The organism is Candidatus Pelagibacter sp. HIMB1636 (assembly GCF_052047675.1).
GTDB lineage: Bacteria > Pseudomonadota > Alphaproteobacteria > Pelagibacterales > Pelagibacteraceae > Pelagibacter.
Genome location: NZ_JBNAJP010000001.1, coordinates 359533 through 379697 on the forward strand (window position 1 = coordinate 359533; position 20165 = coordinate 379697).

The 20165-nt window shown below is 28.8% G+C and carries 25 protein-coding genes and 5 tRNA genes; 19 read left to right on the top strand and 11 right to left on the bottom strand.

Annotated features, from left to right (window positions below; translation table 11 throughout):
* The 3 genes from ACTTA6_RS01780 to rpsD are packed head-to-tail and all read left to right on the top strand — an operon-like array spanning nucleotide 1 to nucleotide 2235.
* Nucleotides 1-864, top strand: coding sequence for an urea carboxylase-associated family protein (locus tag ACTTA6_RS01780; protein ID WP_440614267.1), 864 nt, complete (start codon nucleotides 1-3; stop codon nucleotides 862-864).
* Nucleotides 864-1577: an RNA methyltransferase gene (locus ACTTA6_RS01785; RefSeq protein ID WP_440614268.1), complete on the top strand. Its 714-nt coding sequence runs from the start codon at nucleotides 864-866 to the stop codon at nucleotides 1575-1577. Before ACTTA6_RS01780 ends, ACTTA6_RS01785 begins: the two co-directional genes overlap by 1 nt.
* 40 nt (nucleotides 1578-1617) lie before the next feature.
* Nucleotides 1618-2235, top strand: coding sequence for a 30S ribosomal protein S4 (gene rpsD / locus ACTTA6_RS01790; protein ID WP_440614269.1), 618 nt, complete (start codon nucleotides 1618-1620; stop codon nucleotides 2233-2235).
* A 9-nt stretch (nucleotides 2236-2244) separates the two neighbouring features.
* Here the strand turns inward: rpsD and grxD are convergent, their stop codons facing one another.
* The 9 genes from grxD to sfsA are packed head-to-tail and all read right to left on the bottom strand — an operon-like array spanning nucleotide 2245 to nucleotide 9464.
* Complete coding sequence (gene grxD / locus ACTTA6_RS01795) at nucleotides 2245-2577, bottom strand: Grx4 family monothiol glutaredoxin (protein WP_440614270.1); 333 nt, start codon at nucleotides 2575-2577, stop codon at nucleotides 2245-2247.
* Entirely contained in the window at nucleotides 2577-2807 is a 231-nt protein-coding gene (locus tag ACTTA6_RS01800) for a BolA/IbaG family iron-sulfur metabolism protein (RefSeq protein ID WP_440614271.1), read from the bottom strand. The genes grxD and ACTTA6_RS01800 overlap by 1 nt, the downstream gene beginning before the upstream one ends.
* Complete coding sequence (gene purL, locus ACTTA6_RS01805) at nucleotides 2807-4999, bottom strand: phosphoribosylformylglycinamidine synthase subunit PurL (protein ID WP_440614680.1); 2193 nt, start codon at nucleotides 4997-4999, stop codon at nucleotides 2807-2809. Before purL ends, ACTTA6_RS01800 begins: the two co-directional genes overlap by 1 nt.
* A complete protein-coding gene (gene purQ / locus ACTTA6_RS01810) occupies nucleotides 4996-5679 on the bottom strand; it encodes a phosphoribosylformylglycinamidine synthase I (protein ID WP_440614272.1) in 684 nt (227 codons plus the stop codon). The genes purL and purQ overlap by 4 nt, the downstream gene beginning before the upstream one ends.
* A gap of 3 nt (nucleotides 5680-5682) precedes the next feature.
* On the bottom strand, nucleotides 5683-5925 hold the full coding sequence (gene purS, locus ACTTA6_RS01815) for a phosphoribosylformylglycinamidine synthase subunit PurS (protein ID WP_440614273.1): 243 nt from the start codon (nucleotides 5923-5925) through the stop codon (nucleotides 5683-5685).
* Nucleotides 5922-6707, bottom strand: coding sequence for a phosphoribosylaminoimidazolesuccinocarboxamide synthase (gene purC, locus ACTTA6_RS01820; RefSeq protein WP_440614274.1), 786 nt, complete (start codon nucleotides 6705-6707; stop codon nucleotides 5922-5924). The genes purS and purC overlap by 4 nt, the downstream gene beginning before the upstream one ends.
* Nucleotides 6707-7999: an adenylosuccinate lyase gene (gene purB / locus ACTTA6_RS01825; RefSeq protein ID WP_440614275.1), complete on the bottom strand. Its 1293-nt coding sequence runs from the start codon at nucleotides 7997-7999 to the stop codon at nucleotides 6707-6709. The genes purC and purB overlap by 1 nt, the downstream gene beginning before the upstream one ends.
* 3 nt (nucleotides 8000-8002) lie before the next feature.
* Nucleotides 8003-8773 (bottom strand): type I methionyl aminopeptidase, encoded by a 771-nt coding sequence (gene map, locus ACTTA6_RS01830; RefSeq protein WP_440614276.1) that lies wholly within the window; start codon nucleotides 8771-8773, stop codon nucleotides 8003-8005.
* Nucleotides 8766-9464 carry a DNA/RNA nuclease SfsA gene (sfsA, locus tag ACTTA6_RS01835; protein WP_440614277.1) on the bottom strand — a complete coding sequence of 233 codons (699 nt, stop codon included), beginning with the start codon at nucleotides 9462-9464 and terminating at the stop codon, nucleotides 8766-8768. The genes map and sfsA overlap by 8 nt, the downstream gene beginning before the upstream one ends.
* 20 nt (nucleotides 9465-9484) lie before the next feature.
* Here sfsA and ACTTA6_RS01840 point away from each other — a divergent pair, with 20 nt between their 5' ends.
* From ACTTA6_RS01840 to ACTTA6_RS01875, 8 genes are all read left to right on the top strand, one after another.
* Entirely contained in the window at nucleotides 9485-10234 is a 750-nt protein-coding gene (locus tag ACTTA6_RS01840) for a competence/damage-inducible protein A (protein WP_440614278.1), read from the top strand.
* On the top strand, nucleotides 10234-10635 hold the full coding sequence (locus ACTTA6_RS01845) for a gamma-glutamylcyclotransferase family protein (protein WP_440614279.1): 402 nt from the start codon (nucleotides 10234-10236) through the stop codon (nucleotides 10633-10635). The genes ACTTA6_RS01840 and ACTTA6_RS01845 overlap by 1 nt, the downstream gene beginning before the upstream one ends.
* Before the next feature lie 7 nt (nucleotides 10636-10642).
* Nucleotides 10643-11935, top strand: a complete 1293-nt coding sequence (locus ACTTA6_RS01850; RefSeq protein WP_440614280.1) for an NAD(P)H-dependent oxidoreductase — start codon at nucleotides 10643-10645, stop codon at nucleotides 11933-11935.
* A 44-nt stretch (nucleotides 11936-11979) separates the two neighbouring features.
* Nucleotides 11980-12065: transfer RNA gene (locus ACTTA6_RS01855), tRNA-Leu, on the top strand.
* Between the two features lie 4 nt (nucleotides 12066-12069).
* Entirely contained in the window at nucleotides 12070-12840 is a 771-nt protein-coding gene (locus ACTTA6_RS01860) for an NAD kinase (RefSeq protein WP_440614281.1), read from the top strand.
* 54 nt (nucleotides 12841-12894) lie between these two features.
* The gene (locus tag ACTTA6_RS01865) at nucleotides 12895-13125 is read left to right on the top strand and encodes a hypothetical protein (protein WP_440614282.1); all 231 of its coding nucleotides are present in this window, start codon (nucleotides 12895-12897) and stop codon (nucleotides 13123-13125) included.
* A gap of 21 nt (nucleotides 13126-13146) precedes the next feature.
* Nucleotides 13147-13944: a hypothetical protein gene (locus ACTTA6_RS01870; RefSeq protein WP_440614283.1), complete on the top strand. Its 798-nt coding sequence runs from the start codon at nucleotides 13147-13149 to the stop codon at nucleotides 13942-13944.
* Between the two features lie 49 nt (nucleotides 13945-13993).
* Nucleotides 13994-15667, top strand: coding sequence for a hypothetical protein (locus ACTTA6_RS01875; RefSeq protein WP_440614284.1), 1674 nt, complete (start codon nucleotides 13994-13996; stop codon nucleotides 15665-15667).
* Nucleotides 15668-15795: 128 nt separating this feature from the next.
* Here ACTTA6_RS01875 and ACTTA6_RS01880 read toward each other — a convergent pair.
* Both ACTTA6_RS01880 and rlmB read right to left on the bottom strand, forming a co-directional pair.
* Nucleotides 15796-15871: transfer RNA gene (locus ACTTA6_RS01880), tRNA-Thr, on the bottom strand.
* Between the two features lie 33 nt (nucleotides 15872-15904).
* Nucleotides 15905-16648, bottom strand: a complete 744-nt coding sequence (rlmB, locus tag ACTTA6_RS01885) for a 23S rRNA (guanosine(2251)-2'-O)-methyltransferase RlmB (RefSeq protein WP_440614285.1) — start codon at nucleotides 16646-16648, stop codon at nucleotides 15905-15907.
* A 130-nt stretch (nucleotides 16649-16778) separates the two neighbouring features.
* On the opposite strand from rlmB, the gene ACTTA6_RS01890 reads away from it, so the two are divergent.
* The 8 genes from ACTTA6_RS01890 to rplA all read left to right on the top strand — a co-directional run bounded on the left by ACTTA6_RS01890 (nucleotide 16779) and on the right by rplA (nucleotide 20163).
* Nucleotides 16779-16864, top strand: a tRNA-Tyr gene (locus ACTTA6_RS01890).
* 46 nt (nucleotides 16865-16910) lie between these two features.
* Nucleotides 16911-16984 (top strand) — tRNA-Gly (locus tag ACTTA6_RS01895).
* Between the two features lie 49 nt (nucleotides 16985-17033).
* Nucleotides 17034-18224, top strand: a complete 1191-nt coding sequence (gene tuf / locus ACTTA6_RS01900; protein WP_262589086.1) for an elongation factor Tu — start codon at nucleotides 17034-17036, stop codon at nucleotides 18222-18224.
* A gap of 10 nt (nucleotides 18225-18234) precedes the next feature.
* A tRNA-Trp gene (locus tag ACTTA6_RS01905) sits at nucleotides 18235-18310 on the top strand.
* A 17-nt stretch (nucleotides 18311-18327) separates the two neighbouring features.
* Nucleotides 18328-18519, top strand: coding sequence for a preprotein translocase subunit SecE (gene secE, locus ACTTA6_RS01910; RefSeq protein ID WP_262589088.1), 192 nt, complete (start codon nucleotides 18328-18330; stop codon nucleotides 18517-18519).
* On the top strand, nucleotides 18519-19049 hold the full coding sequence (gene nusG, locus ACTTA6_RS01915; RefSeq protein WP_262589089.1) for a transcription termination/antitermination protein NusG: 531 nt from the start codon (nucleotides 18519-18521) through the stop codon (nucleotides 19047-19049). Before secE ends, nusG begins: the two co-directional genes overlap by 1 nt.
* On the top strand, nucleotides 19049-19474 hold the full coding sequence (rplK, locus tag ACTTA6_RS01920; RefSeq protein ID WP_262589090.1) for a 50S ribosomal protein L11: 426 nt from the start codon (nucleotides 19049-19051) through the stop codon (nucleotides 19472-19474). Before nusG ends, rplK begins: the two co-directional genes overlap by 1 nt.
* The gene (rplA, locus tag ACTTA6_RS01925; RefSeq protein ID WP_440614286.1) at nucleotides 19474-20163 is read left to right on the top strand and encodes a 50S ribosomal protein L1; all 690 of its coding nucleotides are present in this window, start codon (nucleotides 19474-19476) and stop codon (nucleotides 20161-20163) included. Before rplK ends, rplA begins: the two co-directional genes overlap by 1 nt.
* Nucleotides 20164-20165 lie beyond the last annotated feature (2 nt).

Genomic DNA, 20165 nt, shown 5'->3' on the forward strand with positions numbered 1-20165 from the left:
ATGAAAATTAAAAAATTTTCAGAAAAACCAACAGATATCGATAGTAGAATAGGGGCAAAGCCTATCGTTTGTTATCCAAATACCACTATCGAAGATAAAAATTTAAGTATTTTACATTCTGCAAGAGAGCATTTGGTTAAAAAAGATGAAGTAATCATACCTCCAAGAGACGCGAAAACATTTGAGGTTAAATTTGGGGAGTTTTTCAGAATTGAAAGTGTAGATGGCCCACAGGTAGGAGATCTAAATTTATTTAATTTAAATAATCTAGAGGAAAAATTTTATTCAGGAAAAACAAGAGCTTTATATGGAACACATCTTTCTGTTGGAGACAAAATGTTTAGTAGTTTTCCATATCTAAGGTCTTTGGCTACAATAACTTGGGATACTTTGGATTGGTATGATTATGATAAAGACGGTGGTTCTGTTCATGATGTAATTGGTACTAGATGTGATCCTTATACTTCTAAACTTTTAAGTGATAATGATTACCACTATTGCTGTCATTCAAATCTGACAAGAGCACTAGTCAAAGAAAAAAATATTCAATTAGATCATGCTGAAAAAATAGTTCATGATGTATTAAATGTATTTATGCTTACTGGTTTTACTAATGATACTAAACAATATTTTATGAAAGCTAGCCCTGTTAGACCTGGGGATTACTTAGAGTTTTTTGCTGAAACAGATATATTTGGAGCTCTTTCTGCTTGTCCCGGAGGAGATTGTGGATCTGAACATTCCTCTGATGTTGCAAAATGTTATCCATTAAAAGTTTCTATTTGGTCAGTAGATCCCAAGTATTTAACAGATATTAAACCATCTGCTGTTTCTAGTTATAACAGAAATCATGGCATTGATTAATGTCCATTAATAATATCTCTTTTATTTTACATAAACCTCAGCTTTCAGAAAATATCGGAGCTTGTGCCAGGGGAATGAAAAATTTTAATTTTAAAAAATTAATTGTTATTGATCCAAAACCAATTTTTCCAAACGATAAAATTTTAGCAACATCAGTTGGTTCTAAAAATATTATTAACACAGCAAAGAGTTATGATAATTTAGAAAATTCTTTAAAGAATATAGACACTGTTATTGCGACATCTGCAAGATTTAGAAATAAAAATATAAAACACATTCAATTAGAAGATTTAAAAAAAATTAATTATAAAAAAAAAGTCGCCTTCTTATTTGGATCAGAAGCATCAGGTTTATCAAATAATGAAATTAGCTATGCAAATTACACACTTCAAATTCCGACAAATCCTGATTTTAAGTCGTTAAACCTATCTCATAGTTTGATAATTATTGCTCAATATGTATCAAGTATTCTTTATTCAAAAGTGTCCTCTTTTAATAAATCAAATAAGGTAAAATCTGCCTCTAAAAAAGAGATAGTTGCAATGGCAAATTTATGTATCCAGAATCTGGAGGAGATTAATTTCTTCAAATCAAAAGAGAAGAAGCCAATAATGCTAGAAAACCTAAGAAATATCTTTTACCGAATGGAATTATCATCAAAAGAATCACGCATTTTATCTGGTGTATTTGCGAGTTTAGGTAAAAAACGTTGATTGACAAAATTAAGAGTAAGTTTATAAAGCCCACTATTAAATGACAAAAAGATTAAACTCTAAACATAAAGTAGATAGAAGATTAAAAGTTAACCTTTGGGGTAGACCGAAAAGTCCTTTTAACACTAGAGCATATGGACCTGGTCAGCATGGTCAAACAAAAACATCTAAGCCTTCAGATTACGGAATTCAGTTACAAGCTAAACAAAAATTAAAAGCTTACTACGGAAATATTAATGAAAAACAGTTCAGAAATATTTACAAAAAAGCAGTTATGCTCAAAGGAGACACTGGAGAAAATTTAATTGGTCTTTTAGAGAGAAGATTAGATGCAGTGATTTACAGAGCAAAATTCGCAACAACTATTTTCTCAGCTAGACAACTAATCAACCATGGGCATGTAAGAGTAAATGACAAGAAAGTTAACATTGGAAGCTATTTAGTAAAAGAAGAGGATACAATTGAAATTAGAGATAAATCTAAACAATTAGCAATCATTGATATCGCTCTAGCAAATAAAGAAAGAGAAACACCTGAATACATCCAAATGGATGAGAAAAATAAAAAATTAAAATTTGTAAGAATTCCTAAATTTGAAGAAGTTCCTTATCCAGTAATAATGGAACCTAATCTTGTAATTGAATATTACTCTAGATAATTTCTTAATTTAATTTTTAAAATTAATACCTTTATCTTCGAGAACTTTTTTAAGTTCTCCGTTTTCGTACATTTCTTTTACGATATCACATCCACCAACAAATTCTTTTTTAATATACAATTGAGGAATTGTTGGCCAATCACTGTAAACTTTAATACCTTCTCTGATGTTTTGGTCTTCTAAAACATTTACTCCTTTAAAATTTACTTCAAGAATTTTTAATATATTTGAAACAGCCATTGAAAAACCACACTGTGGAGCATCAGGTGTTCCTTTCATAAATAAACAAACATCATTGTTGTCTATATGATTTTGAATTATATTTTTTGTATTATCGTCCATTATTGCTCCTTTGTTTTAATTGCTAGGGCATGTAATTCATTTCCCATACGTCCTTTTAGAGAATTATATACCATTTTATGTTGTTCAATTTTACTTTTTCCTGAAAACTGAGAAGAAGTCACAGTCGCTGAATAATGATTTCCATCACCTGCTAAATCTTGAATCTCCACAATAGCATCAGGCATTGCTTCTTTAATTAAACTCTCAATTTCTTTTAAATCCATTGCCATTAGTTACTCATATAGTCTGTAAGCCACTTTGTATTTGAACTTGTTAATTCGTCAATTGTAACTTTTGTCTTATCATCAAAATATAGTTCATTTTCACTGATTGTACCAAGTTCGTCAAAATGAACAGCATTTTTATTCAATATATTTGTGACTTTTTTTAAATCTTTTTTACTAACCTCAATAATGTAACGCCCTTGATCTTCACTAAAGAAATATTCCAATTCATTGATTAAATATTTTGGTTTATTTAAATTTATTCCTTTTTTACCTTTGATGCACATTTTGGCTACCGCTGTAATAATTCCACCTAAAGAAACATCATGAGCACTTTTGATTAGGTTACTTTCGATAAGTTTCAATAAAGTTTCTCCATTATTTTTTTCATTAAATAAATTTATTTCAGGAGGAGGACCATTTTTTTCATCTAATACATTTCTTGCAAATAAAGTTTGATCTAAATGTCCCTCTGTTTTTCCAATAACCAAAACCACATTATCAATCTCTTTAAAATCCATAGTGATCATTTTATTATAATCCTTTATCAAACCCACACCTCCAATAGTGGGAGTTGGCTTTATACCTTCATCTTTAGTTTGATTATAAAAAGAAACATTTCCTGAAACCACTGGGAATTTTAAATATTCACTTGCTTCACCAATTCCTTGAACACATTCGACAAACTCACCCATATTTTCTTCATTCTCAGGGCTTCCAAAATTTAAACAATTAGTAATAGCTATAGGTTTTGCACCAACAGCAATTAAATTTCTAAAACTTTCACAAACAACTTGTTTTCCACCGGTAAGGGGGTGAGCCCAACAATATACAGCAGAACTGTCGACTGAAGCAGCTACGGCTTTATTTGTTCCATGCACTCTCACAACTCCAGCATCCCCACCTGGTTTTTGAATAGTATCCCCCATAACCGTATGATCATACTGTTGCCAAATCCAATCTTTGCTACAAATATTTGGGTTTGATAAAACTTTTTTCAGAACATCTATAATTTTGAAATTTTTTAAATCTTCTTTTTTAATTTTATTCTTTTTAGGTAGCTTTGCTTTTTTCCATTTACGATCGTACATAGGTGAATTTTCGACTAATGTATTCACAGGGATGTCCGCTACCTTTTCATTGTCAAAGTAAAGTTGTATTTTTTTTGAATTAGTAGTTTTGCCAATTACTGAGAAATCTAAATTCCATTTATCAAATATTTTTTTTGCTTGTTTTTCTTTTCCATTTTCTAAAACAATCAACATTCTTTCTTGGCTTTCAGAGAGCATAATTTCATAAGGTGTCATCTTAGTTTCTCTGCAAGGAACTTTGTTTAGATTTATTTCAATTCCAAGATTTCCTTTTGATGCCATTTCTATACTTGATGATGTTAATCCAGCAGCTCCCATATCTTGTATAGCTATAATTGAGTCACCAGCCATTAATTCTAAACAAGCTTCCAGTAAAAGTTTTTCAGTAAAGGGGTCTCCAACTTGAACAGTGGGTTTCTTTTCCTCTATTTTTTCATCAAAACTTGCTGAAGCCATGCTGGCTCCATGAATTCCGTCTCTACCTGTTTTTGAACCAACATAAATAACTGGCTTGTTTAAACCAGTTGCTTTTGAGTAAAAAATCTTATCTTTTTTAACCAACCCCAAGGTCATTGCATTAACCAAGATATTTCCATTATAAGAACTGTCAAAACTCGTTTGCCCTGCAACAGTTGGAACACCCATACAATTTCCATATCCTCCAATTCCATGAACAACACCTCTTAAAAGATTTTTTGTCTTTTTGTGCTGAGGGGAACCAAAATGAATAGAGTTTAAATTTGCAATAGGTCTAGCACCCATTGTAAATACATCCCTCATAATCCCACCAACGCCAGTTGCTGCACCTTGATAGGGCTCAATAAAAGATGGGTGGTTATGGCTTTCAATTTTAAAAACAATGGCATCATTATCTTCAATATCAATAACACCAGCGTTTTCTCCGGGACCTTGAATGACTTTTTTTCCTTTTGTTGGAAGTTTTTTTAAATGAAGTCTTGAAGATTTATATGAGCAATGCTCATTCCACATCGCAGAAAAAATACCGAGTTCAGTAATATTTGGTGTTCTTTTTAATAATTCACAAATTTTAGCATATTCATCTTTTTTTAAACCATGATCAATAGCCACTTGTTCGTTTACCATTATTTTAAATTATTAATTAAATTATTAAAAAAAATTGAACCATCTTCTCCTGATAAGCAATTATCAATCATTCTTTCAGGATGAGGCATCATACCTAAAACATTTTTTTCTTTATTAAAAATACCAGCAATATTTTTAATGGAACCGTTTGGATTGAATTGTTCTTCTATTTTTCCATTTTCATCACAATAATTTATTGCAACTTGTTCATTATCTTCAATTTCTTTTAATTGATCTTTTGTACAAAAATAATTTCCTTCATTGTGAGCAATATGAAATTCCAAAACATCATTTTTAATATTATTAAAATAATTATTTGTTTTATTGTTAATTTTTACAAATACATTTTTGCAAATAAATTCTAAATATTTATTTCTTAATAACACACCGGGAACTAGTCCAGTTTCAACTAATATTTGAAATCCATTACAAATTCCCATTACCATACCACCAGAGTTGGCGAAATTAATGACTGACTTCATAATTTTAGACTTTGATGCCATGCTCCCACATCTTAAATAGTCACCATATGAAAATCCTCCTGGTAATACAATTAAATCACTTTTTGGAAGTTCAGCATCATCATGCCAAACCATTTTATTCTTGAATCCAAACTTTTTTAGAGCAACATCTATATCTCTATCACAATTGGATCCAGGAAAAGTAATGACAGATGATTTCATTGATTACTTTAGATCGATAATTTTATAGTTTTCAATTACAAGATTGGCTAAAAGTTTTTTACACATTTCTTCAACTTTATCTTTAGCTTTTATTGGATCATTTTCTTTTGTATCAATTTCAAAATATTTACCTTGTCTAACTTCATCAACATCATCAAAGCCCATTCCATCTAAAGTTTGATGAATAACTTTACCTTGTGGATCTAGCACATCTTTTTTTAAAGTGATTACTACTGAGATTTTCATTTCTTTTCTCTCTTAACAGATGATAATTTTGTTACATTTACTGCACTTACATTAGATTGTTCGTGCAAAATACCTAATCTTTTAGCAACTTCTGTGTAGGCTGGAATTAAATCACCTAAATCTTTTCTAAATCTGTCTTTATCAAGTTTTTTATCAGTAATACTGTCCCAAAGTCTGCATGTATCTGGGCTAATTTCATCTGCTAGTATTACTTCTTGCTTCCCATTAGATTTTAATCTTCCAAATTCTAGTTTAAAATCAATCAACTTAATTCCAACTCCTCTAAACATACCAATCATAAAGTCATTAATTCTCAAAATCATTTTTTTAACCTTATCAATTTCATTTTTAGTAGCCCAATCAAAGGCTATTATGTGTTCTTCTGCAATTAGAGGGTCACCTAACTTGTCATCTTTTAAACAGTATTCAATTAATGGTTCTTTTAAAACAGTTCCATCTTCAATACCTAGTCTTTTAGTGATAGATCCTGTTGCAACATTTCTAACAATAAATTCAATTGGAATTATCTCAACTAGTTTTATTATTTGTTCACGCATATTTAATCTTTTTACTAAATGATTTTTAATTCCTATTTGGGATAAGTTTGAAAGAATATGTTCAGATATTCTATTGTTTAAAACACCTTTACCTTCAATTGTAGTTTTCTTTTGATTATTAAATGCTGTAGCGTCGTCTTTAAAATATTGAATAACTATATTTTTATCATTTGTTGCATAAATGATTTTTGCTTTACCTTCGTATAGTTTTTTTCCTTTTTTCATTATTTAAAAACTCTTCTAAAGATCAAATTCACATTTTTAAAGTGTTTTGCGTAACTAAATATTGATTTAAGCCTTTTCGTTGTAATTTTGCTCATAATAAACTTATCATTAGATATCACATCAAATAAATTTAGATTTTCTGCAAAACATTTTTTCGCATAAGATTGAACCATTTTGTAAGATTTTTCTCTACTTAAACCAGATTTGGTTAATTCTAGCATAACTTCTTGAGAGAAAATTAGTCCTTTTGTTATATTCAAGTTTTCTAACATTTTTTTAGGATAAACAATCATGTTATCCAAAATATTTGTTAATCTAACTAATGCAAAGTCTGTTGTAATATTTGCATCAGGACCAATGTTTCTTTCAACACTTGAGTGTGAAATGTCTCTTTCATGCCACAGCGCTATATTTTCTAAAGCTGGTATGACAGCACTTCTAACCATTCTAGCTAAACCAGTTAAGTTTTCACTTAAAATTGGATTTTTCTTATGTGGCATCGCAGACGATCCTTTTTGTTTTTTTGAAAAGTACTCTTGTAATTCATAAACCTCTGTTCTTTGCAAATGTCTTATCTCAATTGCAACTCTCTCAATTGAACCTGCAATAATACCTAAAACTGAAAAATAAAATGCATGACGATCTCTTGGTATAACTTGCGTTGAAATTGGCTCAACTTTTAAACCTAATTTTTTTGCAACATGTTTTTCCACATTAGGGCTTATATTTGCAAAAGTTCCAACAGCTCCTGATATTGCACAGGTTGATACCTCATCTATTGCATCTTTAAGTCTTTTTCTGTTTCTTTTAAATTCTTCGTAAAAAGAAGCTAATTTTAATCCAAAAGTAACTGGTTCAGCGTGAATTCCATGACTTCTTCCCATACATGGAGTCATTTTATATTTTTTTGCCTGCTTCTTAAGTACTTTTAAAAATTGATCGATATCTTTAAGAATTATTTTTCCAGATTGAACTAATTGAATATTAAAACTGGTATCAAGTACATCTGATGAAGTCATCCCTTGATGCAAATATCTTGCTTTAATTCCTGCTTTTTCTGTAACAGAGGTAAGAAAAGCTATAACATCATGTTTAACTTCAGATTCAATTTTATGTATTCTATTTACATTGATGACTGCTTTTTTTCTAACAATTGAAGCTACCCCTCCTGGTATTTTACCAAGTTTTTCCATAGCCTCAGCAGCCGCAACCTCTACATCTAGCCAAATTTTATACTTATTTTCCTCTGACCAAATATCAGTTAATTCTTTTCGAGAGTATCTTTTAATCATTAATTATAAGTATGGAGGCTTTGAATAACCTTTAGCAGATTCTGTAAAGATTTCATAACCATTTTCAGTAATTCCTAACGTATGTTCAAATTGAGCTGATAAAGATTTATCTTTAGTGACAGCAGTCCAACCATCATTTAACATTTTAACATCATATTTACCTGAATTTATCATAGGCTCTATTGTAAAAGTCATTCCAGGTTTTAACTCTGGTCCTGAGTTTTTATTTCCATAATGTAAAATGTTTGGTGGTTCATGAAATGTTGTACTTATACCGTGACCACAAAAATCTCTAACAACAGAGTATCCTTTTTCTTCAACAAATGATTGAATTTCGTGACCAATATCACCTAATTTAACTCCTGGTTTTAAAATTCTAATTGCTCTCATCATAGACTCATATGTTGCATCTATTAGATTATTTAATTTAATTGGTGTTTTGCCAATGCAAAACATTCTACTGGTATCACCATAATGTTCATCTACAATTGCAGTGACATCAACATTTACGGCGTCACCATCTCTTAAAACTCTATCCGAAGGAATTCCATGACACACAACATGATTTAATGAAGTACATAAAGATTTTGTAAAACCTCTATAGTAAAGTGGAGCAGAGTGTCCTCCATTATCTCTTATAAACTCATATCCCAATTTATCTATATAATCTGTTGAGACACCTTCCTTAATGTTATCAGTTAACATATCAAGTGTCCTTGCCGCTAAATCACCAGCAACTCTCATTTTTTCAAATTTTTCTTTATAATCACTCATCTAAAATTTTTAGTTTTTTATCTATAATAATTTTTTTTGAACTTAAATCACATCTATAAGCTAGAAAATTTACCCCAGCTCTTTTAGCTTTTTTATAATTTTCATAATATTCTTCATCGATATCTTTAGCTATTTTAAAATATTTCATATTTTGAATTTGAACTAAAAATATCAAATAACCTTCATAACCTTTATTTATGGCATCAATAAGAGTTAATAAATGCTTAGATCCTCTTGAAGTAATAGCATCTGGAAACTCAGCGGTTTCTTTATCTCTAAATAAAGTAACGTTCTTGACCTCTACAAAGCTTTTTTGATTTTTTTTTTCTAGTAAAAAATCAAATCTAGTTTCCTTATTAAAGAATACCTCTGGATTTATTTTATCATTATTTTTTAATTCTTTGATCAAATTATTTTTGATAGCATGATTTACTATCTTGTTAGCCATATGGGTATTGACACCTACTAAATTTTTTCTTGATTTAATTATTTCAAGTCCAAACTTTAGTTTTCTCTTAGGGTCATTATTTGGAAGTAAATAAACTTCATTACCTTCATCTAATAAACCTTTCATAGAACCTGTGTTAGGACAATGAGCTGTGACAATTTCTTTACCAAGTTTTATATCGGTAAAAAACCTTTTGTAACGTTTGATTAGTTTGCCTTTTACTAAAGACTTGGTAAATTCCATCAGTAAATTATATATTTCATATGGATAAAAATGCAAAATTTAAAGCTTCAATTTTAATCATTGGTAATGAAATTTTATCTGGAAGAACTCAAGATACTAATACATCAACATTAGCAACCTGGTTAAATTCTATAGGGGTAAAGGTTCAGGAAGTTAGAGTAATTCCCGATGTAGAAAATATTATAGTTGAAACACTCAATTTACTTAGATCAAAATATGATTATGTTTTTACAACTGGTGGTATTGGTCCTACTCATGATGATATAACAGCTCAATCAGTTTCAAAAGCATTTGGAATAAAATATGAAGTTCACAAAGAAGCATTCAAAATTCTAGAAGAATATTATCAACCTGGAGAATTTAATGAGGGAAGACAAAAAATGGCATGGATGCCTGAAAATGCAAATCTTATTTTAAATCCAACAAGTGGCGCACCAGGTTTTAATGTTGATAATGTTTTTTCTCTTCCAGGAGTTCCTTCAATTTTAAAATCAATGTTAGGTGGATTAACAAATAATATAGTTGGTGGAGAACCAATTAAAAGTCACACTATTAGTTTAAAAACAGTTGAAAGTGAAATAGCAAACTCTTTAACTAAAGTTCAAAATGAAAATAAAGATGTTGAAATTGGCAGTTATCCTTTTTTTCATGCAGGTAAACTGGGAGTTTCAATTGTAATCAGATCAGAAGACCAAAGTAAGATTGATAATTGTAATTTACAAATTTTAAAATTTGTTAATGAAAAAAAAATTGAAGTAGTGGATCGTTGATGTTGTATTTTGCTTATGGTAGTAACCTCCATCACTTTCAAATGAAACGTAGATGTAAAGACAGTATTTTTTTAAAAAAAATAAATTTAAAAGATTTTAGACTAACTTTTAGAAGCAAATATAGAGCCGCAGATATTGAGCCTAAAAAAAAATCTTCTGTGCCTGGAGCTCTTTTTGAAATTTCTAAAAGTGATGAAAAAAAATTAGATGTTTATGAGGATTTTCCTATTCTTTATAAAAAATATTATTTTAGTTATTATGGAAAAAAAGTAATGACCTATACAATGGTTAAAAAATCTCCATTTAAATTTCCAACAGAAAGATACCTAAATGTAGTTAAAAGGGGTTATAGAGATTGTAAGCTTGATAAAAAATTTTTAATTAAAGCACTACAAGCATAATATAAAAATGTTTTTACACACAAAATTAGAGACTAGAGAAAAACCTATTAAAATAGCATTTATTGGGTGTGGAAAGTTTGTAAGCATGTTTTTAGCCCAATATAATCATTTAAATAAAATAAAAATTGATAGCATTGTTGATATTGATGTTGATCAAGCAAAAAAAAATTGCATTAACAGCGGCCTTAGCTCAGAAACAATTGAAAAAATAAATTTTTCAAATTCAATTGATGAAATTATAGATCGAGAGATTGAAATTTTTATTGAAGCTACTGGAAATCCAATAATAGGTACAGTTCATGCGACTAAAATTATAAAAAGCAAAAGGCATGTTATTTTAGTTAATGTTGAGGCAGATATAACATGTGGAAAATATCTATCTGATTTAGCTGCAGAAAATGAAGTAATTTGTTCAATGGCATATGGCGATCAACCATCATTAATTTTAGAACAAATTGAGTGGGCAAGATTAAATGGTTTTGAGGTTGTTTGCGCTGGGAAAGGAACGAAGTATCATCCTAGTTTTGAATATTCAACACCAGAAACTGTTTGGGGTCATTATGGCTTAACTAAGGAAAGAGCAGAAAATGAATCTGGAATGAACCCTAAAATGTTTAACAGTTTTTTATGTGGAGATAAATCAGCAATAGAAATGTGTGCGGTAAGTAATGCAGCAAATCTAAATTGTCCAAGTAATGGTTTAACTTTTCCACCTATTGGTGTCTATGACATAGCAAAGAAAATGATACCTAAAAAAGATGGAGGATTAATTGATAGTGAAGGCCAAGTAGAGGTTATTTCAAGTATCGATTTAGAAAAAAAAGAAATTGGAAATGATTTAAGATGGGGTGTTTACATTGTTTTAAAAGCAAAAAATGAATACGTAAAAAATTGTTTCAAAGATTATGGAATGGTTACAGATTCATCTGGTAATTATTCTGCAATCTGGAGACCCTATCATTATATAGGATTAGAACTTGCTCAATCCATATACTCTATAGCTTTAGATAGTAGGGCAACTGGTTTTACAAAAAATTATAATGCTGAGGTTGCTAGTATTGCTAAAAAAGATTTAAAAAAAGGTGAAAAACTTGATGGTGAGGGTGGATTTTGTGCAAGAGGTAGATTGATAACTTCAAAAAAATCAAAAAAAGAAAAAATATTACCATTAGGTCTTACTGATAATGCAATTTTGAATAAAGATATAAATAAAGATGAAACAATAAAACTTGATGATGTAATACTTGATTTACCTAATGAGGTAATAGAGGCTAGAGATTATCAGTACAATTTAATATAGTTGAGTTATAAATAATTGAAGATATAACAATGAAATTCATTAATGCCCTCGTGGTGAAATTGGTAGACACAAAGGACTTAAAATCCTTGCCGCTTGCGGAGTGCCAGTTCGAGTCTGGCCGAGGGCACCATTAAATGAGTAAACTTCAAATAATTTCTGACTCAAATAAAAAATCTTTGAAAATAAAAAATTTGTTATTTAAGAAAATTAAATCTAAAAATTTTAAAAAAGAAAATCTTATAATTGTTATTGGAGGTGATGGTTTTATGCTTCAAACACTGAAAAAGAATAAAAATTCGAATAAACACTTTTATGGCATTAATTCTGGAAATTATGGTTTTCTTATGAATAAATTTTCCTCAAAAGATATAATTAAAAATTTATTAAAAGCAAATATGGTCTCAATTTCTCCTTTAGAAATGATTGTTAAAAATAAAAAAAATCAAATAAAAAGATCTATAGCAATCAACGAAGTTTCAGTACTAAGACAGAGTAGACAGGCTGCATTTTTATCAATAAATCAGGGATCAAAAAAAATTATAAAAAAATTAGTATCCGATGGTGTTCTAGTTTCCACACCTGCAGGCAGCACAGCTTACAATTTATCGGTACATGGACCTATTTTGAGTTTACATTCAAAAAAATTATCTATATCCCCAATCAGTGCTTTTAGACCACGAAGGTGGAAAGGAAAAATTGTTAATGACAAAACTAAAATAATTATAAAAAATTTAAATCCCTTAAAAAGACCAATTAGTGCTGTTGCTGATAACTTTGAATTCAGAAACGCAAAATTAATCACAATTAAAAAAAATGAAAAAATTAAATTTGATTTGATGTATGATAAAAACAGAAGTTTGCAAAAAAAAATTAAAATTGAGCAGTTGAGAAAAGAAACAAGTTAATTTTTATAAATTGAGATTGAAAAGATTTAGAAACAGTATATTTATAATCAAAAAATGAATTATAAATCATTATTATTAAACTCTTTTATTTTCTTTTTAATTCTAACCAATAATTCTTATGCCTATTTAGATCCTGGTAGCGGAAGTTTTCTATTGCAAATTGTAGCCTTAGTTGCATCATTTTTTTTAGTTTTATGGAATAAAATAAAAATTATTATAACTTCAATAATATTAAAAATTAAATCAATCTATCAACTTTTTAAAAAAAAATTTTTTAAAACATAAAAAAAATTAATTAATAAAATTATGACATTTAATATTGGATTAATTTTTCAAGAAGGTCCAATAGCTAGATCGTATTTAGAAGTTTTAAGTTTAAAAAAAATTAAAATCAATAAATTATATTATTTAAATAATAATTTATTATTTTCAGGTTATTTAAATTCTAGAATAAAATTTTATACAACCAATTCTTTTGCAATCAAATTTTTGTCAGTAAAAAATAATATTTCCTTTTTAAAAAACTTACAAAATTATTTTCATTTAAGTGAGGATTTTTTTCAGAATATTTATTTAAATAAAATTATAAAATTATCTAAGTTTAATTGTGATTTTGTTGGGGAAAGTTTAAATTCAGATAAATTTATTCAAAGTTTAAAAAAGGATAATAATGAAATTTTGTTAAATACCACTAATAAAATATATAAAGATATTTTAAATTATAAAAATAATATTTTACATATTCACCCAGGTTTTCTTCCTGATATTAGAGGAGCAGATGCATCCCTATGGTCAATTTTAAAATTAAATTGCTTTTCAAGTTCAGCAATTTATATAAATAAAAAAATTGATGAAGGTAAAATACTTTATCGAGAAAAGCTCGCATACAAAAAATTTAAACTAGATAACATTTATAGTGAAAATGATTTACATAAAATATGGTTTTCCTTTATTGATCCTGCTATCAGATCTTCAAATTTAATGAATATTTTAGAAAATAATATTTTACTATCAGAACCCAAAATAGAAAACATTGAGGGTGAATATTTCTCTTTTATGGAAAATAAGAGCAAAATTAATTTATTAAAAGATTTTTTCTTTTAATTTCATAAAAATATTGTCTAATTTAGAATAAATAATTAATAAAGTTGATATGCCTATTTTTAATTTAAGAAAAACTAATTTAAATATGAATGATTTTTTTTCTATTTCATCTTTTATTTTATTTTTAATTTTAATACTTGTTCCTTTAGATGTGATGATAAATAATTTGGATGAAATCCCAAAAATTATCGATAGTACTACCTTGGCTATCTATCTAATGAATGTTTTTTTTATTTATACTATTTTTTATGTAATAAGTTACAAATTCGAATCTTTTTTTAAAAATAAATATTTTATTTATTTCCTAACTATCACTTTAGTTTGGATTATTTTAAATGGTACTCTGCTACCATCGATAAGTGGAAAAGTAGATTTTTGGAAACAATATGAGGATTCTTTCAGATTAAGACATCTATATATTTTTAAATTAATCATCACTTTATTAATTACATTTTTAATATTCAAAATACAGGTTTTTAAAAACAACTTTATGAAGTTGATTTTTTATTATTTTATATTTCTATTTATTATAAATTTATATTTTTTATTTAATAATTTTTTAATTTTAAATAAAAATGTAAAATTTGATGTAAATGAACTGAATTTAGGCAAAAACAATATCATAACCATATCTTTTGATGGTATTAATGGAAACATTATCTCAGAATTAATAAATGAAGAAAAAAATAAAAAAATATTTAGAGATTTTGATTTATATTCAAATTACATAGTAACTTTTCCAGCGACACTTATATCCATCTCAAGTGAATTAACTGAACAGACTGATTTAGAAACAATTAACAACGATAATTTAATTATAAACAAAAACAAAACAAATTTTAAAAATATTTATACTTACGGGTCGTACAATAAAATTTTTAATGGAAATAATCAGATTTTTGAGGGACAATATTTCAAAAATAATAATTCTGTAAAGTTAAATGCTTTTTTTCAAACTGTTTTGTTTCCTTCATTTGCTAGATGGTTAACAATTAAGGTTTATTATTTGTATGAATATGGCTGGAGAAATACTAAATTTTATAATTATATATTAGAACTAACAAGTTTAAATTTCTTTAATGATAATCAGGCGACCTTTAATGATATTAATAGAATTAGTTTCTATGAAGTTTTAGAAATTTTTAATCAAAGAAATTATTTAAATTCAAATACAAATAATGCTTTTTTTTTCCATTTCAATTTTTCACATTGGTATATTCTTTTTGATGAAAATTGTAATTATGTTCCCATACTCGACTCTAATGGAAATATAAATAAGTTACAAAATTTTGAGGGAAATGTTAAAAATACGAAATGTATATTAAAAAAAATTAGATCCATAATTAAATCATTTCAAGATAGTGGTATTTACGACGAGAATACGATTATATTTAAATCTGACCATGGAAAACCAAAGAGCTATCATAAATCAGATAAATTTAATAAGGGAATAAATGAAAATATGAGATGGAGCGTTGGTAGATACAATTCTTTTTTAATGATCAAAAAAAAAAATATATCAAAAAATAATATAAATATTATAGATGAAAAAGTTGGCTCAAAATTTATATATGATTTTTATTGTGAAAATTTACCTTTTAATGTGAAATGTAAAAGAAAGAGTAAAAATATAGTTTTTATTCCGACTAATGAAAGTGCTTTTCATAATTTTAAAGATTTTAAAAAAATAAACTTAGATCAATTTTTCTCATTATATTTTTAATTTAAAAAGACTTGAAAAAAATTAACCTAGTTTTACTCCTTTCTATTCTAAAGTCTTATTAAATGATTTTTATATTAAAAAAAAAATTTAAGTAAAATTGAGTTTGTTGAAAATAAATGAGATTTTAGTGGTGCCCCCGCACGGATTCGAACCGCGGACCTATTGATTACAAATCAATTGCTCTACCAACTGAGCTACAAGGGCATGCGCAATAATTATTAATTATTTGTTAAATAATCAACTCTTTTTTTTTAAATAACTTAGGTGATGAAACACTATTGCTGCACTATTTGATATATTCAAACTTTCTATTTCTTCATTAATGTCAATTTTGACAAAAAAGTCAGCATATTTTCCAGTGTGTTGCCTCATTCCAAATCCTTCTGATCCAAAAAGTAAAATATTATTTCCCTCCCATTTGATATCAGTAAAATCTTTTTGGCCTTTTGAGTCAAAACCGTAAACCCAAAAATTTTTTTCTCTTAAATTTTTTAAGGTAGAATTAATATTTGAAACTTCAAAAATATTTACATGCTCCATACACCCACTCGCTGATTTATACATTAGTTTACTGTCCTTTGGGAAATGTCTCTCTTTAATTATTACACCATCAATATTAAAAGATGCAGCACTTCTAATAAGTGAACCTATATTTCTTGGATCAGTAACTTCATCCAAACATACAAAGGTTAAATTATTTTTTTCTTTAATAAATTCTTTTAATTCTGGTTGATCTAAATGTTCAATCTCTGCAACATATCCATTATGTATCAATTGTTCTTTTGATGAATATTTGTCTAATTCTTTTTTTGATTTAAAGTAGACCTTTACCTCTTCAAGAAGATTTTTATTTGGATTTTTTCTATGAATATTTTTTTTAGCATCCTCTGTTAAAAACACTCTTAAAACTTTCCTATTTGGATTACGTAATGCTTCCATTACCGCATGTTGACCAACAATAAAAAAAGATGATTTATTCATAAAATTATGATGTGTTTTACACGTTTTTTAATAGTTTTTCTTAATAAATCACGTGTTGCATTTGGTTAAATAAAATATATAAAACGCATGTAATTTGAAGCTATATTGAACAAGGGGACACTTCCCCAAAGGAGGGGTTCCAGAGCGGTCAAATGGGGCGGGCTGTAAACCCGTTGACTTCGGTCTTCGAAAGTTCGAATCTTTCCCCCTCCACCATTTAATATAATTTTAAATAACAATGGAGTGTTACTCTTGGGGTTGTGCGGGTGTAGTTCAATGGTAGAACGCTAGCCTTCCAAGCTGGATGTAAGGGTTCGATTCCCTTTACCCGCTCCAAGAAATTAAAGTAAGAAACAAAAAAAAAAAAAACTGAGGTTAAAAAGAAATGTCAAAAGAAAAATTCGTACGAAGTAAACCCCACTGTAACATTGGGACTATTGGTCATGTCGACCATGGTAAAACAACTCTTACTGCAGCTATAACAAATGTATTAGCTGAAGCTGGTGGTGGAACAGCTGTAGCATACGATCAAATTGATAAAGCTCCAGAGGAAAAAGAAAGAGGAATTACAATTTCAACAGCACACGTTGAATATGAAACTGAAAAAAGACACTATGCTCACGTAGACTGTCCTGGTCACGCTGACTATGTAAAAAATATGATTACTGGTGCAGCACAAATGGATGGAGCAATATTAGTTGTTAATGCAGCTGATGGTCCTATGCCACAAACAAGAGAACATATTCTTTTAGGAAGACAAGTTGGTATTCCAGCAATTGTTGTTTACTTAAATAAAGTTGACCAAGTTGATGATAAAGATATGATTGAACTTGTAGAGGAAGAAATTAGAGAACTTTTAACTTCATACAAATATCCTGGAGATACAACTCCAATCGTTAAAGGTTCGGCTTTAGCAGCAGTTGAGAAAAGAGATGATGAAATTGGAAAAAATTCAATTTTAGAATTAATGAAAGCTGTTGATGAACATATTCCGCAACCAGCTAGAGAAGTTGACAAACCATTCTTGATGCCAGTTGAGGACGTATTTTCAATTTCAGGAAGAGGAACAGTTGCAACTGGAAGAGTAGAATCTGGTGTAATTAAAACTGGTGAAGAAGTTGAAATCGTTGGAATTAAAGAAACAAAAAAATCAGTTTGTACTGGTGTAGAAATGTTTAGAAAACTTTTAGACTCTGGTGAAGCTGGTGATAACGTAGGAATTTTATTGAGAGGTATTGAAAGAACTGACATTGAAAGAGGTCAAGTTCTTTGTAAGCCTGGATCAATAACTCCTCACACTAAATTTGAAGCTCAAGCCTATATTCTTAAAAAAGACGAGGGTGGAAGACACACTCCTTTCTTTACAAAATATAGACCGCAGTTTTATTTTAGAACAACAGACGTTACAGGGGAAGTAGAATTACCAGCAGGTACTGAAATGGTTATGCCTGGTGATGATGCTAAATTTACTGTTAAACTGATTACACCCATTGCAATGGCAGAAAAATTAAACTTTGCTATTAGAGAAGGTGGTAGAACTGTTGGAGCAGGAGTAGTAACTAAAATTATAGAGTAACTCTATAAATAGGAGTGTAGCTCAATTGGTAGAGCGCCGGTCTCCAAAACCGGAGGCTGAGGGTTCGAGTCCCTCCGCTCCTGCCAATTTGAGCTAAAGAATTATGAAGAACCCGATTAAATTTATTCAGGAAGTAAAACAAGAGGCTTTCAAAGTTACTTGGCCTACTTGGAAAGAAACTTTGCAAGGTGCTTTAATGGTATTTGTTATGGCAGTTGTAATGTCTTTATTCTTTCTCTTATTAGATCAGGTTCTTAAATTCTTCTTAGAATTGTTGTTAAAGGTGAGTATTTAATGAAAAATTGGTACATTGTTCAATCACACTCCAGTTTTGAAAATAAAGTTGCTTCATTAATTAAAGAAGAAGCTGATAAGGCCAAAATAAGTGAGAAATTTGAGGAAATTATAGTTCCAACTCACGATGTTACAGAAGTTAAAAGAGGAAAGAGAATACAAAGAAAAAAGAAATATTTTCCTGGATACGTACTAATTAAGAGTGAAATGGATAACAATATTTATCATATGATCAAAGGAATAAAGAGAGTTAGTGGTTTCCTTGGATCAAAAGGCATCCCAGTACCTGTTTCTGATAAGGAAGTTGAGAAGATTTTAGGCCAAATTAAAGATGGTGTGGCTCAGCCAAAATCTGGTATAGATTATAGCGTTGGTGAAAAAGTTCAGGTTGTTGATGGTCCATTTGCATCATTTAATGGAATGATTGAAGAAATTGATGAAGAAAAAGCTAGACTTAAGGTGTCAGTTTCTATATTTGGTCGTCCAACACCGGTAGATTTAGAATATAACCAAGTTGAGAAAGTAAGTTAATGGCAAAAGAAATAAGTGGATTTATAAAGTTACAAATTAAAGGCGGACAAGCTAATCCCGCTCCTCCTGTTGGTCCTGCTTTAGGTCAGCGTGGCGTTAATATAATGGAATTTTGTAAAGCATTTAATGACAAAACAAAATCTATGGCTGGAAAACCTGTTCCAGTTGAAATTACTGTTTATAAAGATAAAAAATTTGATTTTAAAATTAAATCACCACCAGCATCTTTTTATATTAAAGAAGCTGTTAAATTAAAAGGTGGATCAAAAGAGCCAGGGAGAAATATTGTAGCTTCAATTTCAAAAAAACAATTAGAAGATATTGCTAAAGAAAAAATGAATGATTTAAATGCCCACGATATAAACGAAGCAGTAAAAATTATTGCAGGTTCAGCTAGATCAATGGGTATAGAGGTGAAAGAATAATGGCTTCAAAAAGATATAAAAAATTGCCAGAAAAAACTAAAGACTTAAATGCAGAAGCTATTGAAAAATTATTACCTGAACTTAAAAAAAACTGTACAACAAAATTTGATGAATCTCTAGATTTAAGTTTTCAAATAAATAACAAACAAAAGAAAAGTGAAGTCAACATTAGAACTGTAGTAAATCTTCCAGGAGGAACAGGCAAGAAAGTAAAAGTTGCTGTTGTTTGTGAAGATAATAAAGCTCAAGAAGCCAAAGATGCAGGCGCAGATATTGTTGGTGGAGATGAATTTGTTGAACAAATAAAAGGTGGGGATTTAAATTTTGAAAAATTAATTTGTACACCAGGAATGATGATTAAACTTTCGAAATTAGGAAAAGTTTTAGGTCCAAAAGGATTAATGCCAAATCCAAAACTTGGTTCAGTATCTGAAAATATTAAACAAGCAGTTACTGATGCAAAATCAGGACAAGTTGAAATTAGAAATGATAAAGATGGAAATATTGGGGTAAGTATTGGAAAAAAATCTTTCAGTGATGATCAATTATTAAAAAATTATAATGCAATAATAGATGCATTAGAAAAAGAAAAGTCTAACAACACACTCAAAGGTGATTTAATAAAAGGTGTTTTTGCAACTTCTACTATGGGTGTTTCATACAAAGTTAAATTAGGAAAATCGATATAGTT